The sequence below is a fragment of the Streptomyces corchorusii genome (assembly GCF_001514055.1).
In the GTDB taxonomy this organism is placed as follows: Bacteria; Actinomycetota; Actinomycetes; order Streptomycetales; family Streptomycetaceae; genus Streptomyces; species Streptomyces olivaceoviridis.
Genome location: NZ_KQ948351.1, coordinates 60,243 through 77,925, shown reverse-complemented (window position 1 = coordinate 77,925; position 17,683 = coordinate 60,243). Strand labels below are relative to the sequence as shown.

16 protein-coding genes and 1 other RNA gene are annotated in these 17,683 nt (G+C 71.7%); 5 read left to right on the top strand and 12 right to left on the bottom strand.

Translation table 11 applies throughout. From position 1 onward, the window contains the following. Positions 1–25: 25 nt before the first annotated feature. Positions 26–610, bottom strand: coding sequence for a sigma-70 family RNA polymerase sigma factor (locus tag AQJ11_RS00285; RefSeq protein ID WP_009188888.1), 585 nt, complete (start codon positions 608–610; stop codon positions 26–28). Positions 611–838: 228 nt separating this feature from the next. Next, complete coding sequence (locus AQJ11_RS00280; protein ID WP_059261434.1) at positions 839–1,432, bottom strand: CGNR zinc finger domain-containing protein; 594 nt, start codon at positions 1,430–1,432, stop codon at positions 839–841. Positions 1,433–1,691: 259 nt separating this feature from the next. On the opposite strand from AQJ11_RS00280, the gene AQJ11_RS00275 reads away from it, so the two are divergent. The 3 genes from AQJ11_RS00275 to AQJ11_RS00265 all read left to right on the top strand — a co-directional run bounded on the left by AQJ11_RS00275 (position 1,692) and on the right by AQJ11_RS00265 (position 4,811). Next, complete coding sequence (locus AQJ11_RS00275) at positions 1,692–3,065, top strand: nitrate/nitrite transporter (RefSeq protein ID WP_059261433.1); 1,374 nt, start codon at positions 1,692–1,694, stop codon at positions 3,063–3,065. 86 nt (positions 3,066–3,151) lie between these two features. Further along, the gene (locus AQJ11_RS00270; RefSeq protein ID WP_014673030.1) at positions 3,152–4,303 is read left to right on the top strand and encodes a uroporphyrinogen-III synthase; all 1,152 of its coding nucleotides are present in this window, start codon (positions 3,152–3,154) and stop codon (positions 4,301–4,303) included. Positions 4,304–4,475: 172 nt separating this feature from the next. Further along, entirely contained in the window at positions 4,476–4,811 is a 336-nt protein-coding gene (locus AQJ11_RS00265) for a hypothetical protein (protein ID WP_014673031.1), read from the top strand. Between the two features lie 4 nt (positions 4,812–4,815). On the opposite strand, the gene AQJ11_RS00260 is transcribed toward AQJ11_RS00265, so the two are convergent. The 3 genes from AQJ11_RS00260 to AQJ11_RS00250 all read right to left on the bottom strand — a co-directional run bounded on the left by AQJ11_RS00260 (position 4,816) and on the right by AQJ11_RS00250 (position 9,307). After that, entirely contained in the window at positions 4,816–6,966 is a 2,151-nt protein-coding gene (locus tag AQJ11_RS00260) for a bifunctional polysaccharide deacetylase/glycosyltransferase family 2 protein (protein WP_059261432.1), read from the bottom strand. A gap of 22 nt (positions 6,967–6,988) precedes the next feature. Beyond that, a complete protein-coding gene (locus AQJ11_RS00255) occupies positions 6,989–7,756 on the bottom strand; it encodes a hypothetical protein (RefSeq protein WP_244218061.1) in 768 nt (255 codons plus the stop codon). A 573-nt stretch (positions 7,757–8,329) separates the two neighbouring features. Next, the gene (locus tag AQJ11_RS00250; protein ID WP_059261430.1) at positions 8,330–9,307 is read right to left on the bottom strand and encodes a LysR family transcriptional regulator; all 978 of its coding nucleotides are present in this window, start codon (positions 9,305–9,307) and stop codon (positions 8,330–8,332) included. 84 nt (positions 9,308–9,391) lie between these two features. Between AQJ11_RS00250 and AQJ11_RS00245 the strand changes: the two genes are divergently transcribed. Next, positions 9,392–10,624 carry an MFS transporter gene (locus AQJ11_RS00245; RefSeq protein ID WP_398779972.1) on the top strand — a complete coding sequence of 411 codons (1,233 nt, stop codon included), beginning with the start codon at positions 9,392–9,394 and terminating at the stop codon, positions 10,622–10,624. A 66-nt stretch (positions 10,625–10,690) separates the two neighbouring features. Here the strand turns inward: AQJ11_RS00245 and ssrA are convergent. The 5 genes from ssrA to ftsE form a co-directional block, all read right to left on the bottom strand. After that, positions 10,691–11,060, bottom strand: a transfer-messenger RNA (tmRNA) gene (gene ssrA / locus AQJ11_RS00240). A gap of 122 nt (positions 11,061–11,182) precedes the next feature. Then, positions 11,183–11,725: an SsrA-binding protein SmpB gene (gene smpB / locus AQJ11_RS00235; protein WP_014673036.1), complete on the bottom strand. Its 543-nt coding sequence runs from the start codon at positions 11,723–11,725 to the stop codon at positions 11,183–11,185. Between the two features lie 68 nt (positions 11,726–11,793). Further along, positions 11,794–12,981: a S41 family peptidase gene (locus tag AQJ11_RS00230; protein WP_175252161.1), complete on the bottom strand. Its 1,188-nt coding sequence runs from the start codon at positions 12,979–12,981 to the stop codon at positions 11,794–11,796. Between the two features lie 68 nt (positions 12,982–13,049). Then, complete coding sequence (gene ftsX, locus AQJ11_RS00225; protein ID WP_014673038.1) at positions 13,050–13,967, bottom strand: permease-like cell division protein FtsX; 918 nt, start codon at positions 13,965–13,967, stop codon at positions 13,050–13,052. A gap of 42 nt (positions 13,968–14,009) precedes the next feature. Next, positions 14,010–14,699, bottom strand: a complete 690-nt coding sequence (ftsE, locus tag AQJ11_RS00220; RefSeq protein ID WP_014673039.1) for a cell division ATP-binding protein FtsE — start codon at positions 14,697–14,699, stop codon at positions 14,010–14,012. Between the two features lie 262 nt (positions 14,700–14,961). Between ftsE and AQJ11_RS00215 the strand changes: the two genes are divergently transcribed. Continuing rightward, positions 14,962–15,162: a hypothetical protein gene (locus tag AQJ11_RS00215; RefSeq protein WP_014673040.1), complete on the top strand. Its 201-nt coding sequence runs from the start codon at positions 14,962–14,964 to the stop codon at positions 15,160–15,162. A 76-nt stretch (positions 15,163–15,238) separates the two neighbouring features. Here the strand turns inward: AQJ11_RS00215 and AQJ11_RS00210 are convergent, their stop codons facing one another. Together AQJ11_RS00210 and prfB are read right to left on the bottom strand one after the other, a co-directional pair. Further along, positions 15,239–16,237: a hypothetical protein gene (locus tag AQJ11_RS00210; RefSeq protein ID WP_059261428.1), complete on the bottom strand. Its 999-nt coding sequence runs from the start codon at positions 16,235–16,237 to the stop codon at positions 15,239–15,241. A 295-nt stretch (positions 16,238–16,532) separates the two neighbouring features. After that, positions 16,533–17,639 carry a peptide chain release factor 2 gene (prfB, locus tag AQJ11_RS00205; protein ID WP_059261427.1) on the bottom strand — a complete coding sequence of 369 codons (1,107 nt, stop codon included), beginning with the start codon at positions 17,637–17,639 and terminating at the stop codon, positions 16,533–16,535. Positions 17,640–17,683: the final 44 nt, after the last annotated feature.

The window sequence follows — 17,683 nt, the reverse complement described above, 5'->3', positions numbered from 1 at the left end:
TGCATCCCCCCGTACCCGCTGCTCATCACGCCGTCACCCCCCGCTCCTCCAGTGCCAGCTTCATCGACCGCAGGGCGTAGAACACCCGGGAACGGACCGTTCCGCTCGGTATGCCCAGTGTTTCGGCCGCCTCATTGACGGTACGCCCCTTGAAGTACGTCTCGACGAGCACCTCCCGGTGGGCCGGGGTCAGGTCGTCGAGCGCGTCCGACAGCGTCATCAGCCACAGCGCCTTGTCGATCTCGTCCTCCGCGGGGATGACCTCCAGCGGCGACGGATCGACCTCCTGCGGCCGGGCCTGCCGGCTGCGGTGGCCGTCGATGACGATGCGGCGCGCGACCGTCACCAGCCAGGGGCGTACCGAACCGGTCGCCCGATTGAGCTGACCGGCGTTCTTCCAGGCACGGATGAGCGTTTCCTGTACGACGTCCTCGGCGCGCTGCCGGTCACCGGCGACCAGCCGCAGGACATACGCGAGCAGGGGTCCGGCGTGCTCCCGGTACAGCGCACGCATCAACTCCTCGTCCGGCTCCGAGGGCTGTGAGGACATGCGATGTCGGGCCCTCGCTCCACGTTCATTGGCCACGGCCGCATCCTTGCGCACGCCCACCTCCGGTGTCCGGGGGTTCCCCCAGTCGGTCGCTCGCCCACCCGTACGGACGGGGGCGGCCCGGTGTTCAAACCCGAGGCACAGATTTCCTGGGGGTGGTGTGACGAGCGGGACATGCGCGCACATTCCCACCGCGCGATCTCCACATCTCCGACACGCGGGCGCGGTCGCCGCCAAATCCCCGTGTACGGGCCATCCAAACCCGGTGTTGCGGAAATCACTCCGCCTTCAGGCCCGCGCCAGCGCCGCCCGCCGCCGGTGCCGGGCGACCCGCTCCCGGTTGCCGCACACCTCGCTGGAGCACCAGCGCCGGCGCCGGCCGCGGGAGGTGTCCAGGTACACGAGGGGGCAGTCGTCCCCCTCGCACTCGCGTACGGCGGCCCGCGCGACGGGGTCGGTGAGCAACTCGACGGCGTCCCGGGCGACGAGGGCGAGCAGCGCGGCGGCGCCGGGCGGCCCGGCCAACTCCCGCACGAGCCCGCCGCCTTCCGCGGGTACGGCCACGGGCGCGGGGGTCGCCGCGAGGGCGAGCGCGTTGACCCGCCCGAGCGCCCGCCCGTACGACGACGCGTCCCCGGGACACGGCCCGCGCACCAACACCCCGACACAGCCGCGCAGTTCCCGGAACCCGGCCAGCCAGGACGCGTCGGCGTGACCGAGCGCCGTACCGTCGGGCACGAGCCCGGCACCCCCGATCCACGCGCACAACGCGCCGACGCCGTCCAGCCGTTCGCCCGGATGCGCGGTGGCGAGGAGGTCCAGGCACACCCGCCCGGCGTCGAACCGCGGCGCGTACGCGGAAGGGGCGCTACCGAGTGCCATGGGCCAGTCACCGCCTGGGCAGGAACCGTGCGGGGTCTTCCCCCCACAGTGCCCGCGCGGAGGAGACACCGGAACCCCTCGCGGCGGGATCCCGGGGGACCCGGGGGCCGGCGTCCCGCCTCACCGGCCCCTCCCCGGCCGAGTGAGAGCAACGTTCCCTCGCGGTCACCCACAGCCACAGGCCGGAAACGCGTCCTCCCTACCTTCGGGCTGAGTCAGTGGTCGGCAGACCGAGCAGCCGGAGCACCGTGGAGGCGTGATGACAGGCCCAGCCCCAACCCGTCGCAGTGGCCGCTGGATCGAGCGCTGGGATCCGGAGGACGAGGCGTTCTGGCAGGCGACCGGGGAGCGGACCGCCCGCCGGAACCTCTGGTTCTCCGTCCTCTCCGAGCACGTCGGCTTCTCCGTCTGGACCCTGTGGTCGGTCCTGGTCCTGTTCATGGGCCCGGAGTACGGCCTCACGCCCGCCGACAAGTTCCTGCTGACGTCGGTGGTCACGCTGGTCGGCGCGGTGGTCCGGGTGCCGTACACCTTCGCCGTGGCCGTCTTCGGCGGCCGTAACTGGACGATCATCTCGGCGAGCCTGCTGCTGATCCCGACCGTCGCCGCGTTCGTGGTGATGGAGCCGGGGACGTCGTACTCCACCTTCCTCCTGGTGGGCCTGCTGGCCGGCATCGGCGGCGGCAACTTCGCCTCCTCCATGACCAACATCAACGCCTTCTTCCCGCTCAGGAAGAAGGGCTGGGCGCTCGGCCTCAACGCGGGCGGCGGCAACATCGGCGTCCCCGTCATCCAGCTCGTCGCCCTCGCCATCATCGGCGCGAGCGGCGGCCCGCGCGTGCTGCTCGGCATCTACATCCCGCTGATCGTCGTGGCCGCCGTGCTCGCCGCGCTGTTCATGGACAACCTGTCCTCGGTGAAGAACGACACCGGCGCGGCCAAGGACGCCGCCCGGGACGCCCACACCTGGATCATGTCCGTGCTCTACATCGGCACTTTCGGCTCCTTCATCGGCTACAGCTTCGCCTTCGGCCAGGTGCTGACGAACGGGTTCGGCCGGACGCCCCTCCAGGCCGCGTACCTCACCTTCATCGGCCCGCTGCTCGGCTCCCTCATCCGCCCCCTCGGCGGCTGGCTCGCCGACCGCTACGGCGGCGCCCGCATCACCCTGTGGAACTACGTCGGCATGGCCGCCGCCACCGCCGTGCTCATCGTCGCCAGCATGCAGAAGTCGCTGCCCCTGTTCGTGTCCGCCTTCGTCGTCCTGTTCGTGCTCAGCGGGCTCGGCAACGGCTCGACGTTCAAGATGATCCCCGGCATCTTCCAGGCCAAGGCGCTGGCCAAGGGCCTGGAGGGCGAGGCGGCGGTCGCCCACGGCCGGCGGCTGTCCGGCGCGTCCATGGGCCTCATCGGCGCGGTCGGCGCCCTCGGCGGCGTCGGCATCAACCTGGCCTTCCGCCAGTCCTTCCTCTCCTACGGCTCCGGCACGGGCGCGTTCGTCGCCTTCCTCGCCTACTACGGTGTCTGCTTCGCGGTCACCTGGGCCGTATACCTTCGTCGTACGGCGGCGCGGGTCCCGGCCACGGCCGCCGCGCCGGAGGCGCAGGCCCAGCTCAGCTATGCCGAGGTGTGACGTAACACCGGTGACATCGAGCCGAACCGAGCCTGTCACGCATCGTTGACAGGCTCGATCGGCGTGCCGGTCAGCTAGGAGAGCCCATGTACGACGAAGAGCAGCACCCCGAGCACGGCCCCCTCGCCGGGTTCACCGTGGGCGTCACCGCCGCGCGCCGGGCCGAGGAACTGGGCGCCCTGCTCCAGCGGCGCGGCGCCACCGTTGTGCACGCCCCCGCCCTGCGGATCGTGCCGCTCGCGGACGACGGCGAACTGCTCGCCGCCACGAAGGAGCTCATCGACCAGGTGCCGGACGTCGTGGTCGCCACCACGGCGATCGGCTTCCGCGGCTGGGTCGAGGCCGCCGACGGCTGGGGCCTGGGCGAACAACTGCTGGGCCGGCTGCGCGGGGTCCGCCTGCTGGCCCGCGGGCCCAAGGTGAAGGGCGCGATCCGCGCGGCGGGGCTCACCGAGGAATGGTCGCCCTCCTCGGAATCCCTGGCCGAGGTGCTCGACCGCCTCCTGGAGGAGGGCGTCGAGGGCGACCGCGTCGCCGTACAGCTCCACGGCGAGCCCCTCCCCGGCTTCGTGGAGTCGCTGCGGGCCGCCGGGGCGGAAGTGGTGCCCGTCCCGGTCTACCGCTGGATGCCCCCCGAGGACCTCAGCCCCCTCGACCGCCTCCTGGACGCGGCCGTCACCCGTGGCGTGGACGCCCTCACCTTCACCAGCGCCCCCGCCGCGGCCTCCCTCCTGTCCCGCGCGGAGGACCGCGGCCTGCTGGACGACCTGCTGGCCGCCCTGGCCCACGACGTCCTCCCGGCCTGTGTCGGCCCGGTCACCGCCATCCCCCTCCAGGCCCGCGGGGTGGACACGGTCCAGCCCGAACGCTTCCGCCTCGGCCCGCTGGTCCAGCTCCTGTGCCAGGAACTCCCGGCCCGCGCCCGCTCCCTGCCGATTGCCGGACACCGGGTGGAGATCCGCGGCCACGCGGTCCTGGTCGACGGCGACCTCAAGCCGGTCCCCCCGGCCGGCATGTCCCTCCTGCGCGCCCTGGCCCGCCGCCCCGGCTGGGTCGTCCCCCGCGCCGACCTCCTGCGCGCGCTGCCGGGCGCGGGCCGCGACGAGCACGCCGTCGAGACGGCGATGGCCCGCCTCCGCACGGCCCTCGGCACCCCGAAGCTGATCCAGACGGTGGTGAAGCGGGGCTACCGCCTGGCCCTGGACCCGGCGGCGGACGCGAAGTACGCGGACGCGTGAGGGGCGGTACCGCTCAGCCGACACCGGCCGCTCCCTGACGGTTCGGCGTACTCCTGCACGACAAGCAACTGATGGCCGCCTCCCCTGCCCCGCGGCGTCGGGAGCGGCGCAAGCCTCTGGAACTCCTCAAGTTGTTTGAAGAGGGCGGCTCGCGGCGGTCACCCTGGTGCGTATGAAGGGATTCGCGGGGTTCGGCAAGAAGCAGGATCTGGTGTTGGTCATCCGGGACTCCGACCTGGTCGCGGCGGCGCTGCGGGAGGCGTTGGACGGGGCCCCGGAGGAGGAGCGGGCGGGGCTGGAGCGGGCGGTCGCGCTCGTCGGGGCGACCGCCGGCGCCAGTGAGGGACGGCTGCGGGCCGACTGGGTCCGCGCCAGGCTGGCCGACGTCGGGTTCACCGGGGACCTCGCCTCCGTCGCCGCCGTGAAGGCACTGCGGCAGGCCGAGCCCGGTCTGAGCCTGCTGGCGGCGGTGCAGTTGCAGAAGGACGCCGTGGCCCAGCGGGAGTAGGCGGTCAGCCGGCCGGGGCCGCCTCCGGGACCGGGGACCGCTCGGTCGGCGGTGCCGCCACCCCGCCCGTGCGGCGGAGCTTCTGCCAGCGCAGTCGGCCGCCGGTGAGGGCGGTGATCCAGGACTGGAGCAGGACGACGTACATCAGCTGGCGGTAGAGCAGCTGTTGGAGAGGGAGCGAGAGGAGCGGGGTGAGGGGTTCGCGGTCCAGGTGGAAGGCGTACGCCGCGCACAGCGCCTGCACGGCCAGGACCGCGCACCAGGCCAGGATCGTCTTGCCCGTCGGGCCGAAGACCAGGCCGTAGACCAGGAAGAGGTCGATCAGGGGGGCCAGGAGCGGGGCCACGACCATGAAGAGCGAGACGAGGGGCAGGCCCACCCGGCCGAAGCGGCCCGAGGGGCCCCGGTCGAACAGCGCGCGGCGGTGCTTCCAGATGGCCTGCATGGTGCCGTACGACCAGCGGTAGCGCTGGGACCACAGCTGCTGGACCGACTCGGGCGCCTCCGTCCAGGCACGGGCCTTCTCGGCGTACACCACGCGCCAGCCGTCGCGGTGCAGGGCCATCGTGACGTCGGTGTCCTCGGCGAGCGTGTCGTCGCTCATGCCGCCGACCCGTCGCAGGGCCGAGCGGCGGAACGCCCCGACCGCGCCCGGGATCGTCGGCATACAGCGCAGGATGTCGTACATACGGCGGTCGAGGTTGAAGCCCATCACGTACTCGATGTGCTGCCACGCGCCGATCAGCCGGTTCTTGTTGCCGACCTTGGCGTTGCCGGCGACGGCGCCGACGCGCGGGTCGGCGAAGGGCTGGACCAGTTCGCGGACGGTGGCCGGTTCGAAGACGGTGTCGCCGTCCATCATCACGACCAGCTCGTGACGGGCGTTCGCCAGGCCCCGGTTGAGCGCGGCCGGCTTGCCCGCGTTGGCCTGGCGGATCACCCGTACGTCCGGCAGGTCCAGCGCCTCGACGATGTCGGCCGTGCCGTCCGCCGAGCCGTCGTCGATGACCAGCACTTCGATGGGGTGCTCGCTGCGCATGAGCGAACGGACCGTGTTCTCGATGCACTTGGCCTCGTTGTACGCGGGCACCAGCACCGACACCGGCTCGGTGACCGGCTCCTCGCCCCAGCGGAAACCGGGGCGCCGGGTGCGGCGGGCGTGCGCGCCGGACAGCAGCAGCATCAGGCCGAAGCGGGCGAAGACGAGGCAGCCGACGACGGCGAGACCGGCGACGAGGACCGTGGTGATGTCGTCGGACGCCTTCACCAGGAAGATCCAGGCCCTCCCCTTCCACAGGTCGAGGCCGGTGACCGGGGTGTCGGCACTGGGGGCCCGCAGCGCTCCGGTGAGGGTCTGGAAGGTGTAGCCCTGCTGCTGGAGCCGGGGCAGGAGCCGGTCGAGCGCCTGGACGGTCTGGTGCCGGTCGCCGCCCGAGTCGTGCATGAGGACGACCGCGCCCCGGCCGCCGTGGGGCGTGGCGTTGCGGATGATCCGCCCGACGCCCGGCTTGCGCCAGTCCTCGCTGTCGGTGTCGTCCACGACCGTGAGGTAGCCCCGGCTGCCGATGTACCGCGTCACCGGCCAGGACCGGTTGTCGATGGCGTCGGCGGAGGAGGAGTACGGCGGCCGGAACAGCGAACTGCGGATACCGGCCGCCCCGGCGAGCGCCAGCTGGTTCTGCGACAGCTCCCAGTCGATGCGCTTCGTGGAGTGGTACGACAGGTCGGGGTGGCCGAAGGTGTGCAGGCCGACCTCGTGGCCCTCGGCGACCATGCGCCGGACCAGCTCCGGATGGCGGGAGGTCATGGTGCCGGTGACGAAGAAGACCGCGTGCGCGTGGTGCTTCTTCAGCACGTCGAGCACCTTCGGGGTCCAGGTCGGGTCGGGGCCGTCGTCGAAGGTCAGGACGATGCGGTGGTCGGGTATGCGCAGGCTGTCGCTGCGGCCGTCGCGCGTGTCGATGACCGGGCCGCCGTCCAGGATGCGCTGCGGAACCCTGTCGTGCGCCGCGGAGGGCCGGATGCGGTGGTCGGCGAGGATCTCGTTGTGCACGTAGCCGCGCAGCATGAGCATCGCCAGGGTCGCCACCAGGATCAGGAGAGGGAGCAGGTAGCGCAGCGGCAGCCGGGTGCGGCGGCGGGGGTGGGAGGCCATCTGGGGGTGTTCCGCCTGGTCGTCAGAGGGAGAGCTTGGGGTGCGGGCGCCGGGTGTGACCGGGCGGGGTGTGGGTACGGCCCGACGGGGTCGGCGTGGGTGCCGGAGCGGTGGCGGTGCCGGTGGCGGACGGTGCCGGGGACACGTCGGTGGCCGGGGCCGACGGGGTCGGGGAACCGGTGGTGCCGGCGTCGGCTGCGGGCGCGGAGGCGGTGGCGCCGTCCGGCTCGGTGGACGCGGAGGCGTCGGCGCCGGCGGGCGCTCCGCTGCCCGCTACGGCCGGGCCGCCCGCCTCGGCGCCGACGACGGGTGCGGTCACCGCGCCGGCTCCCGGCGGGGTCGGGTTCGTGGTCGGGGTCGTGGAGACGCTGGGCAGCGGCGAGGTGTGCACCTTGCCGGCCGGCTTGTCCTCGTGCTGGCCCGGCACCGGCAGCCAGGGGGCGGCGGAGTTGCCGGACAGCAGGGTGGCGACGATGACGGCGGCGTAACCGGCGCACGCGACGGCCACGGCCACGCCGAGCCGGCGGAACCGGCGGCTACGACGGCCCGACTCGTCCACGAAGACCGGCCCGTCCGAGCCACGGGTGTCCCGTACGGCCGACTCCGCGCCCACGGCGCCGAGTTGTACGTCGCCCAGCTCGATGGTCTCGTCCTGCGGGGAGGAAGCGGGAGTGGGGGTGGGGCCGGGGGAAGGTTCCGGGACATCTGCGGCGCCGTCGGAGGTCTCGGGGGGCTCCTTCACGGCGGAGGGCTCGACCTGGTCGGCTGGCTCGCCGGACTTGCCGGGCACGCCGGGTTCCACGGGCTCGGCCGCTTCAGCGGGCCGCTCCGCTCCGGCGGACGCCTCGGCCCCGGCGGGCTGCCCAGGTTCTGCGGAGTCGCCGGGCCCAGCGAGCTCGGCGGACCCAGCCGACTCGGCACCCGTCTCCCCTGCCTCCGAAGCCTCACCGGACTCGACGGCAACGTAAGCAACGTCTGCAACGTCGGCATCAGAGTCCACGACAGCCCCCGGAGCGGCACCATCGGCACCGGCACCATCGGCACCGGCACCAGAATCCGCGGCTCGCGCAGCCCCCGCGTCCGATTCCATCCGCTCGTCGCCCCCGCCCACCGGCTCACCGCGCCCTGCGGACGCCATCTCTCGCGCCTCAGGTTGGGCGTCTTCAGGACACATTTTCACGCGCGTTCATCCCCCCACGGGACAGTTCCGGGCGCGCTCACGATCCGGGCACCCGTCGACCGGACCAGGCCCCCACCCGGCCCGAGCGCCCCCACTACCACCCTGTGCCCGGGCCAAGAATGTAACGCACGCGGAGGGGTGCTGCGCGCCGGGCCGGCACGGGCGGATGCCCGTCACCGCACATCACACGCCGTTCATCACCTCTTCATCCATGGCCGGAATCCATCCATCGGCGGGCCGCCGCAGCCACCTCTCCACCCGCGCGATCTCGGCCACCGCCTTCCGCAGCGCGGTCAATCCGGGATGGACCAGTCCCTTCCGCCAGACCAGGGAGACGGGCGACAGCGGGACGGGGTCGACGAGGGGCCGTCGTACCGTGCCGGGCATGGGCGGGAAGTCCACGACGGCCAGCACCGGATTGCGGGTCTTCGCCATGATGCGGCCGAACTCCTCGTCACCGACGGCCAGGGGGAGCGGCGGGGCGAGCCGGATGGCGCGGTCCTGGAAGAGGCGCCGGGCCAGATCGGTCCACTCCCGGGTGCGCGGGTTGCCGGCGCCGGCGTACACCGTCTCGCCGGCCAGCGCGGACAGCGGCACCCGCGCCGACGCGGCCAGCGGATGGCCCTCGGGCAGCACGACGGCCATCGGCTCGTACCGCACCGGCCGCTGCTCCAGGCCGGAGCGGAGCGCCGGGTCGAGACCGGCGAACCGGCCGAAGGAGACGTCCAGACGGCCGGCGAGCAACTCGGCGGCGGCTCCGGTGAGGCCGCTCTCGTAGCGGGCCATCAGCTCGCAGTCGGGGGCGAGTTCGCGGGCCCGGTGCAGTACGCGGCGGCCGGTGGCCAGGCCCGGTGAGTTGAGGTCGACCAGCAGCGGGCGGGCCTGGCCGGCGGCGAACGCGGCGAGCAGGTCGTCCTGGGCGGCGAGGACCCGGCGCGCGTGCGGCAGCAGGCGCTCGCCGTCCGGGGTCAGCGTGACCTGCCGGGTGGTCCGTACGAACAGCTCGGCGCCCAGCTCCCGTTCCAGCCGCCGTACGTCCCGGCTGAGCGCCTGCTGGGCGACGTACAGCCGGGCCGCCGCCCGGGTGAAGTGCAGTTCCTCGGCGACGGCGACGAAGGCACGCAGCAGGCGGGGGTCTATGTGGGCGGCGGAGGCGGACATGGCGGCGAATTTACAACGGGAGCGCGTGGATCGGGGCGCGGAAGGTGTTGGACCTGCTGATCCACTCCGGGCGACTGTTGAGCCATGCCCCGAGAGACCACCCAAGACGCCCGGAACGGCCGAATAGACGGCCAGGGAGATCAGGCCGGCGGATACCGCCGCTTGTTCCGTCTCCCCGGCGCCCGCGCCTTCACCACCGGCAACCTCCTCGCCCGCCTGCCGATGGGCATGTTCAGCGTGAGCGCGGTCGTGATGATCGCCGGTTCCCGTGGCTCGTACGCCCTCGCCGGTGCCGTCACCGCGACGGGGCTCGCGGCGACCGCGCTGGCCGGCCCCTGGCTCGCCCGGCTGGTCGACCGGCACGGGCAGGCCCGGGTCGCGCTGCCGGCCACGGTCGTGTCCGTGCTGGGCAGCCTCGCGTTGCTGCTGTGCGTGCGCTACGACGCCCCGGACTGGACCCTGTTCGCCGCCTACGCCGGCACCGCCGCCACCCCCAACATCGGCGGCCTGTCCCGCGCCCGCTGGGCCCGTCTGCTGCGGGACGACCCCGGGGCGCTGCACACCGCGAACGCGTTCGAGCAGGCCGCGGACGAGCTGTGCTTCATGCTCGGGCCGGTGCTCGCGTCTTTCCTGACCGGCACGTTCTTCCCGGAGGCGGGCACGCTCACCGGGGCGGTGCTGCTGCTCGCCGGCATGCTGCTGTTCCTCGCCCAGCGGGCGACCGAGCCGCCGCCGACGCCCCGCTCGCAGGGTCCCTCGCCGCTGCGCAGCCCGGGTGTCCCGCCCCTGCTGGCCTGCTTCACCGCGACCGGCGCGGTGTTCGGCTCCATGGAGGTCGTCACGATCGCCTACGCCGACGCGCAGGGGCACCGCGCGGCTGCCGGTGCCGTGCTCGCGCTCCAGGCGGCGGGCTCGTGCGCGGCGGGGCTGGTGTTCGGGGCGCGGAAGCCGGCGGGGGCGCGCTTCTCCTGGTGTCTGGCGGCCATGGCCGGGCTCATGACCCTGCCCTGGCTCGCGGCCGGCACCCGGTCCCTGCCGGCGCTGGCGGGTGCGCTGCTGGTGGCGGGGATGGCGACGGCGCCGACGATGGTGACGGCGATGACGCTGGTGCAGCGGCGCACCCCGGGCGACCGGCTCAACGAGGGGATGAGTCTGATGGTGACGGGACTGCTCACCGGTATCGCGTGCGGTTCGGCGACGGGCGGCTGGGCGGCGGAGCACCTCTCCCCCACCACCGCGTACGCCGTACCGGTGGCCGCCGCCGCCCTCGCCCTCGGCGTGGCCGCGCTCACCCGCGCCGACAGGGCCACCCCATGACGAAGGCCCCGCCGCTCGGAAGCGACGGGGCCTTCGCCCACATGGGGTCGGCCCCCCGAAGGGGCCTCGTGGAGATGGCGGGAATCGAACCCGCGTCCAACGGTGCGGAATCAGGGCTTCTCCGTGTGCAGTCCGCTGCGAGTTTCTCGGCCCCGGAGATCACGCGGACAAGTCTCCGACGGGCTCAGTCACTGTTTGATTTCCCTCTACACCCCGTGACCGGGTCTAGAGGTTTAGTTCCCTAGCTGATGCCAGGATCCGGGTCGGGAACAGCCCCGGGCTGACACTTCGCAAGTCGCTACTTAGGCAGCGAGGGCGAAGGAATCGCGCTTGGTGTTGGCGATTATTTTTTGCGACATATGGTTTACGAGATCATTGCCGCTTCCTCGACACGCTTCCCCTGCTTCGACAGCCGCTGTCGAAACCGATCATCCCCATGTTGATTTTTCAAAACCCCTCCGGAGAGGGTTCGCGCACCCTCTGTGGAGTGCACTGCCATCGTACGTGACCAACGCCCGACGATGCCAGCCTATTCCCGTCGGCCGGTCGGCCGGCCGGCTAGTGGCCGCGCTGCCTGCGCTTCGCCGCCGCGATCGCCCGGTCCGCCTCCCGCCGGTCCTGCTGCTCCCGCAGCGTCTGCCGCTTGTCGTACTCCTTCTTGCCCCGCGCGAGAGCGATCTCGGCCTTCGCCCGGCCGTCCTTGAAGTAGATGGCGAGGGGCACGATCGTGTGTCCCGTCTCCTGGGCCTTCGACTCCAGCTTGGCGATCTCCTCGCGGTGCAGGAGCAGCTTGCGCTTGCGGCGCGCGGAGTGGTTGGTCCAGCTGCCCTGGTGGTACTCGGGGATGTGGGCGTTGTGCAGCCACGCCTCGCCCCGGTCGATGTGGACGAAGCCGTCGGTCAGCGAGGTCCGTCCCTCGCGCAGCGACTTGACCTCCGTGCCCATGAGCACGAGCCCGGCCTCGTAGGTGTCGATGATCGCGTAGTCGTGCCGGGCCTTCTTGTTCTGGGCGACGATCTTGCGCTTGCCGCCCTTCTCGCCGTCCCTGGCCTTGGCCGCCCCGCCGCCCTGCTTGGGCTGGGACTCCTTCGGTACGTACATTCCCTTGCTCATAGTGCCCACCATTTTCGCACCACACAGGGGGTGTGCGTACAGCCGATTACGGCTGGCTACGACGGGTCGCCCAGCCCGGTGAGGACGGTCCGCGCCCGTGACAGGGCCTGCCCCGGCCCCGCCTCCAGGTCGGGGGTGATGCCCCGGCCGTCCACGGTGCGGCCGGAGGGGGTGCGGTAGTGACCGACGGTCAGCTCGGCCACCGAGCCGTCGGGCAGCTCGGTCGGCATCTGGATGGAGCCCTTGCCGAAGGTGCGGGAGCCGATCACCACCGCGCGGCCCCGGTCCTGGAGGGCGCCGGTGAGCAGCTCGGCCGCGCTCATGGTGCCGCCGTCGACGAGGACGACCAGGGGACGGGTGGTGTCGCCGCCGGAGGCGGCGTGCAGGGCGCGCTGGGCGCCGTCGACGTCGTAGGTGGCGACCAGGCCGCCGTCCAGGAAGGCGGAGGCGGTGTCCACGGCCTCGGTGACCAGGCCGCCGGAGTTGCCCCGCAGGTCCAGGACGGTCCGGCCGTCGGCGGGGGCGGCGCGCAGCGCCTCGCGGACCGCGTCGGCCGACCCCTTGGTGAACGCGGCGATCTTGAGCACGGTGACGCCGTCGGACAGCCGGCGCGCGGTCACGGAGTCGGTGGACAGCCGGGCCCGGTGCAGGGTCTCGGTCCACGCGCGCGTGCCGCGCTCCAGACCGAGGGTGACCGTCGTGCCGGCCGGGCCGTCGTCGCCGTCGCCGCGCAGCGCGTCGCCGCGGAGCCGGGCGACCACCTCGGTCACCGGCCACCCGTCGACCTTCTTCCCGTCGACGCTGCGCAACCGGTCGCCCGCCCGGATCCCGGCGTCGGCGGCGGGTGAGCCGGACCGCACCCGGGTGACCGCGATCCCGCCGTCCGCCTCCTGGCGCGCCCACAGGCCGACACCGGTGTACCGGCCGTCGAGCGCGTCCTGGAACTCCTCGTACTCGCCCTCGGAGTAGACCGCGGCCCAGCGGTCCCCGCTGCGGCTGACGGCCCTTTCCGCCGCCTCCATCGGGGACTTGCCGTCGGCCAGCGCCTCCGCGGCGGCCCTCTCGACGGCCTCGTGCCGGGCCGCCGGGCCCACCGGACCGGCGGCGGCCTTCCGCGCGGGAGAGTCGGATTCCGGGAAGGAACCGGTGGCGGCACCGGCGATCAGCACACCGGCGAAGACCAATGCCAGGGTGGCCCCGCGGCGGACGCGGCGGGGCTGACAGAACAGGTCACGGCCTGACATGGCGGCGAGTCTAGGGCAACGCGAAGGGGCCGTACGGCCGGATGCCCGTACGACCCCGTTGGCGTGCGTCACACCTTCAGATACTTGCGCAGCGCGAAGAACGCGGCGAGCGACGGCATCAGGACACTGGTGGCCAGGATCAGCGGCAGCTTGGTCAACACCGCGTCCCAGCCGACGAAGTTGATGAGCGTGAGCTTGTGGGACAGCTCCATGCCGTGGTCGATGGTGAAGTACCGGCCGACGACGAGCGCCACGCAGGCGAGGCCGCCGCCGATGAGTCCGGCGACCGCGGCCTCGGCGATGAACGGCGCCTGGATGTAGAAGCCCGAGGCACCGACCAGGCGCATGATGCCGGTTTCCCGCCGTCGGCTGAACGCCGAGACGCGCACGGTGTTGACGATCAGCAGGAGCGCGACGATCAGCATCATCGCCATCACGCCGAGCGCGCCCCGGTTCATCAGGTTCAGCAGCTGGAAGAGGTTGTCCAGGATGCCCTTCTGGTCCTGCACCGACTGCACGCCGTCCCGCCCGTTGAACGCGGACGCGATCACCTGGTACTTCTGCGGGTCCTTGAGCTTGATCCGGTACGACTCCTGCATCTGGTCCGGCGTCAGCGAGCCGGCCAGCGGGGAGTTGCCGAACTGCTCCTTGTAGTGCTTGTACGCCTCGTCCTGCGACTCGTAGGTCACCTTCTCGACGACCGGCATCTTGTCCAGGTCCCCGAGGATCTGCTTCTTCTGGTCCTCGGTGACCGCGCCCTTGGCGCAGTGGACGTCGTTCTCCGCGTCGTGCTTGTTGCACAGGAAGATCGAGACGTTGACCTTGTCGTACCAGTAGCCCTTCATGGTGCTGACCTGGTCGCTCATCAGCAGCGAGCCGCCGAACAGGGCCAGGGACAGGGCGACGGAGACGATGACGGCGAAGGTCATCGTCAGATTGCGGCGGAGACCGACACCGATCTCCGACAGGACGAACTGGGCGCGCATGGCGGGTTCTTCAGGCCTTTCCGGAACTGGGTGCTGGTGCGGTCAGTGCTGGTAGCCGTAGACGCCGCGGGCCTGGTCGCGGACGAGGCGGCCCTTCTCCAGCTCGATGACGCGCTTGCGCATCTGGTCCACGATGTTCTGGTCGTGCGTCGCCATGATGACGGTGGTGCCCGTCCGGTTGATGCGGTCGAGCAGCTTCATGATGCCGACGGAGGTCTGCGGGTCGAGGTTGCCGGTGGGCTCGTCGGCGATGAGCAGCTTCGGCCGGTTGACGAACGCGCGCGCGATGGCGACGCGCTGCTGCTCACCACCGGACAGCTCACCGGGTCTGCGGTCCTCCTTGCCGCCGAGCCCGACGAGATCGAGCACCTGCGGCACGGACTTGCGGATCTCGCCACGGGACTTGCCGATGACCTCCTGGGCGAAGGCCACGTTCTCGGCGACCGTCTTGTTCGGCAGCAGCCGGAAGTCCTGGAAGACCGTGCCGAGCTGGCGGCGCATCTGCGGCACCTTCCAGTTGGACAGGCGCGCGAGGTCCTTGCCCAGCACGTGCACCTGACCGTGGCTGCACCGCTCCTCGCGGAGGATGAGCCGCAGGAAGGTCGACTTTCCGGAGCCGGAGGACCCCACGAGGAAGACGAACTCGCCCTTCTCCACCTCCAGGGAGACATCCCTGAGTGCGGGCCGGGCCTGCTTGGGGTAGACCTTGGAGACATTGTCGAATCGGATCACGGATGCACCACGGGTCGCCGGGGGTAGATGAGCGTGACCATACGCGAACCGGGTGTGCAAGTGCAGTCGCGGGATGAGGTTGGGCAATACTTGTACGTTTTTGTACCGGCCGCTTCCCGCGCCCCCTTCCCGGAGGCCCCGCGCACGCGCCGCGGGAACCTGGCACAGTGGAAGGGAGACGAAGGACGACGGGAACGCGGGGGAACGTTCTCGTCCCCGTGAGCGTTGTGCATGTGATGGCCGGTGCAAGGAGGGCGAGCGCATGACGTACGACCGGTTGGTGTGCGCGAACTGCGCGGCGCCCGTGAGCGAGGGCCGGTGCCCGGTGTGCCGTGCCAACCGCGAGCGACTGCAGCAGGAGGGCTTCTTCGGAGGCCTCGGCGGTGTGAACCCGATGGCGCTGATCGCGCTGCTGGCGGTACTGATCGCCGCGGTGGCGCTGCTGGCGCACCAGACCGCCTGACCCGAAGCGTCACAAGGGCCCGGAGCCGAGGCTCCGGGCCCTTGCGCGTGTGCCGTGCGTGACCTTGCGGCTACGGTCAGGCGGCGGCGCCGCCGCGACCGCTCACCAGGCGCGGCAGGACGCGGAAGCCGATGCCGCCGGCGATCATCGTCGCGGCGCCGACGAGCAGGAACGCGGTCTGGCCGGCACCGGTCTCGGCGAGCTGCTTGTCGCCGCCCTGGGCCGAGGTGTCGGAGCCGGTGTCGGTCAGCGCCGAGGAGCCCTCGTCCTGCGGGACGTTGTTGTTGCCGCCGTCGGGGCCGGTGTGGTTGCCGCCGGTGGTGGAACCGCCGCCCGTGGAACCGCTGGTGCCGCTGTCGCCGCCGTCGGTGGAACCGCTGGTGCCGCTGTCACCACCGGAGGTGCCGTTGCCACCGCTGGTGCCGTTGCCGCCCGAGTTGCCATTGCCACCCGAGTTGCCGTTGCCACCGTCGGTGCCGTTACCGCCACCGTTGCCGTTGCCACCCGAGTTGCCGTTACCGCCGTCGGTGCTGTTGCCGCCACCGTTGCCGTTGCCACCCGAGTTGCCGTTGCCACCCGAGTTGCCATTGCCGCCGGAGTTGCCGTTGTCGCCGCCGATGGAGGCGTCACCGCCGTTGCCGTTGCCGCCGGAGTTGCTGTCGCCACCGCCGATGGAAGCGTCGCCGCCAATGGAGGCGTCGCCGCCGATGGAGGCGTCACCGCCGATCGAGGCGTCGCCGCCGATGGAAGCGTCACCGCCGATGGAAGCGTCACCGCCGATCGAGGCGTCGCCACCCGTGGAGGCGTCACCGCCGCTGGCAGCCGCGCCGCCCGAGCCGTCGGTGCCGGCCGAGCCGGTGGTGGTGCCGCCGTCGGTGCAGATGCCGACCGGGCAGCCGCCACCGTCCGTGTTGCCGCCGTCGGCGCCCACACCGCTCACGCCGAGGCTGATCGGGCCCGCCTGGACACCGAGGTCCAGGGCGGAAGCCGCGCCGGCCGCCGTCAGCGACGCACCGGCCGCGATCACGGCGCCGGCGGCTATCCGCGCGACCCGGACCCGCGTCTTCTTCGTCATATGGTTGCTACCCCCAGTAGCTGTACGTCAATGAGGCTTCGCGTGGGGCGTGCCGTGATCGACGGAGGCAGCTGGTGACGAAGTGGCGTCAACTCGATCCCCCGGTTCACATGCGCCCCAAGAGTACGCATGCCGCGCCCCACCCTTCCGAGTTTTCACAGCAACGTCAAGGCCGTTGCGGGCGCAATGTCCGATGGGGTGGCGTTTGCGGAGAGTTGAAGCCCGCGAGTGTGACGCAGAACCCAGACAAACGACAACTGCCGCCCCAGGGGCGGCAGTTGTCATGTCGACAAAGTTACTTCTCGTTCTGCTTGCGCCAGCGAATCCCGGCCTCCAGGAACCCGTCGATCTCGCCGTTGAACACGGCCTCCGGGTTGCCCACCTCGAACTCGGTGCGCAGGTCCTTGACCATCTGGTACGGGTGCAGCACGTACGAACGCATCTGGTTGCCCCAGGAGTTGCCGCCGTCGCCCTTGAGGGCGTCCATCTTGGCCTGCTCCTCCTGCCGGCGCCGCTCCAGCAGCTTGGCCTGGAGGACGTTCATCGCGGTGGCCTTGTTCTGGATCTGCGACCGCTCGTTCTGGCAGGAGACCACGATGCCGGTGGGCAGGTGCGTGATGCGGACCGCGGAGTCGGTCGTGTTGACGCCCTGGCCGCCGGGACCGGAGGACCGGTAGACGTCGATGCGCAGCTCGGACTCGTCGATCTCCACGTGGTCGGACTGCTCCACCACGGGCAGCACCTCGACACCGGCGAAGGAGGTCTGCCGGCGCCCCTGGTTGTCGAAGGGCGAGATGCGCACGAGGCGGTGCGTGCCCTGCTCGACGGAGAGGGTGCCGTAGGCGTACGGCGAGTGCACGGCGAAGGTGGTCGACTTGATGCCGGCCTCTTCGGCGTACGACGTCTCGATCAGCTCGGTCTTGTAGCCGTGCTGCTCGGCCCAGCGCAGGTACATGCGCTGGAGCTTCTCGGCGAAGTCGGCGGCGTCGACGCCACCGGCCTCGGCGCGGATGTTGACGAGCGCCTCACGGGAGTCGTACTCGCCGGACAGGAGGGTGCGGACCTCCATCTCGTCCAGCGCCTTCTTCACCGCGGTCAGCTCGGACTCGGCCTCGGCGCGGGTGTCCGGGTCGTTCTCCTCCTCGGCCATCTCGAAGAGGACCGCGAGGTCGTCGATCCGGCCACGCAGCGCCTCCGCCTTCCTGACCTCGGCCTGGAGGTGGGAGAGCTTGCTGGTGATCTTCTGCGCCTCGTCCGGGTTGTCCCACAGGGACGGGGCCGCCGCCTGCTCCTCAAGCACGGCGATATCTGCCCTCAGCTTGTCGAGGTCCAGGACGGCCTCGATCGACTCCATGGTCGAGGAGAGGGACTTCAGCTCTTCGGATACATCGACGACTGCCACGCCTTCCAGCGTAACGGCTGTGGCAAGCGACCTCGGCCCGCCTC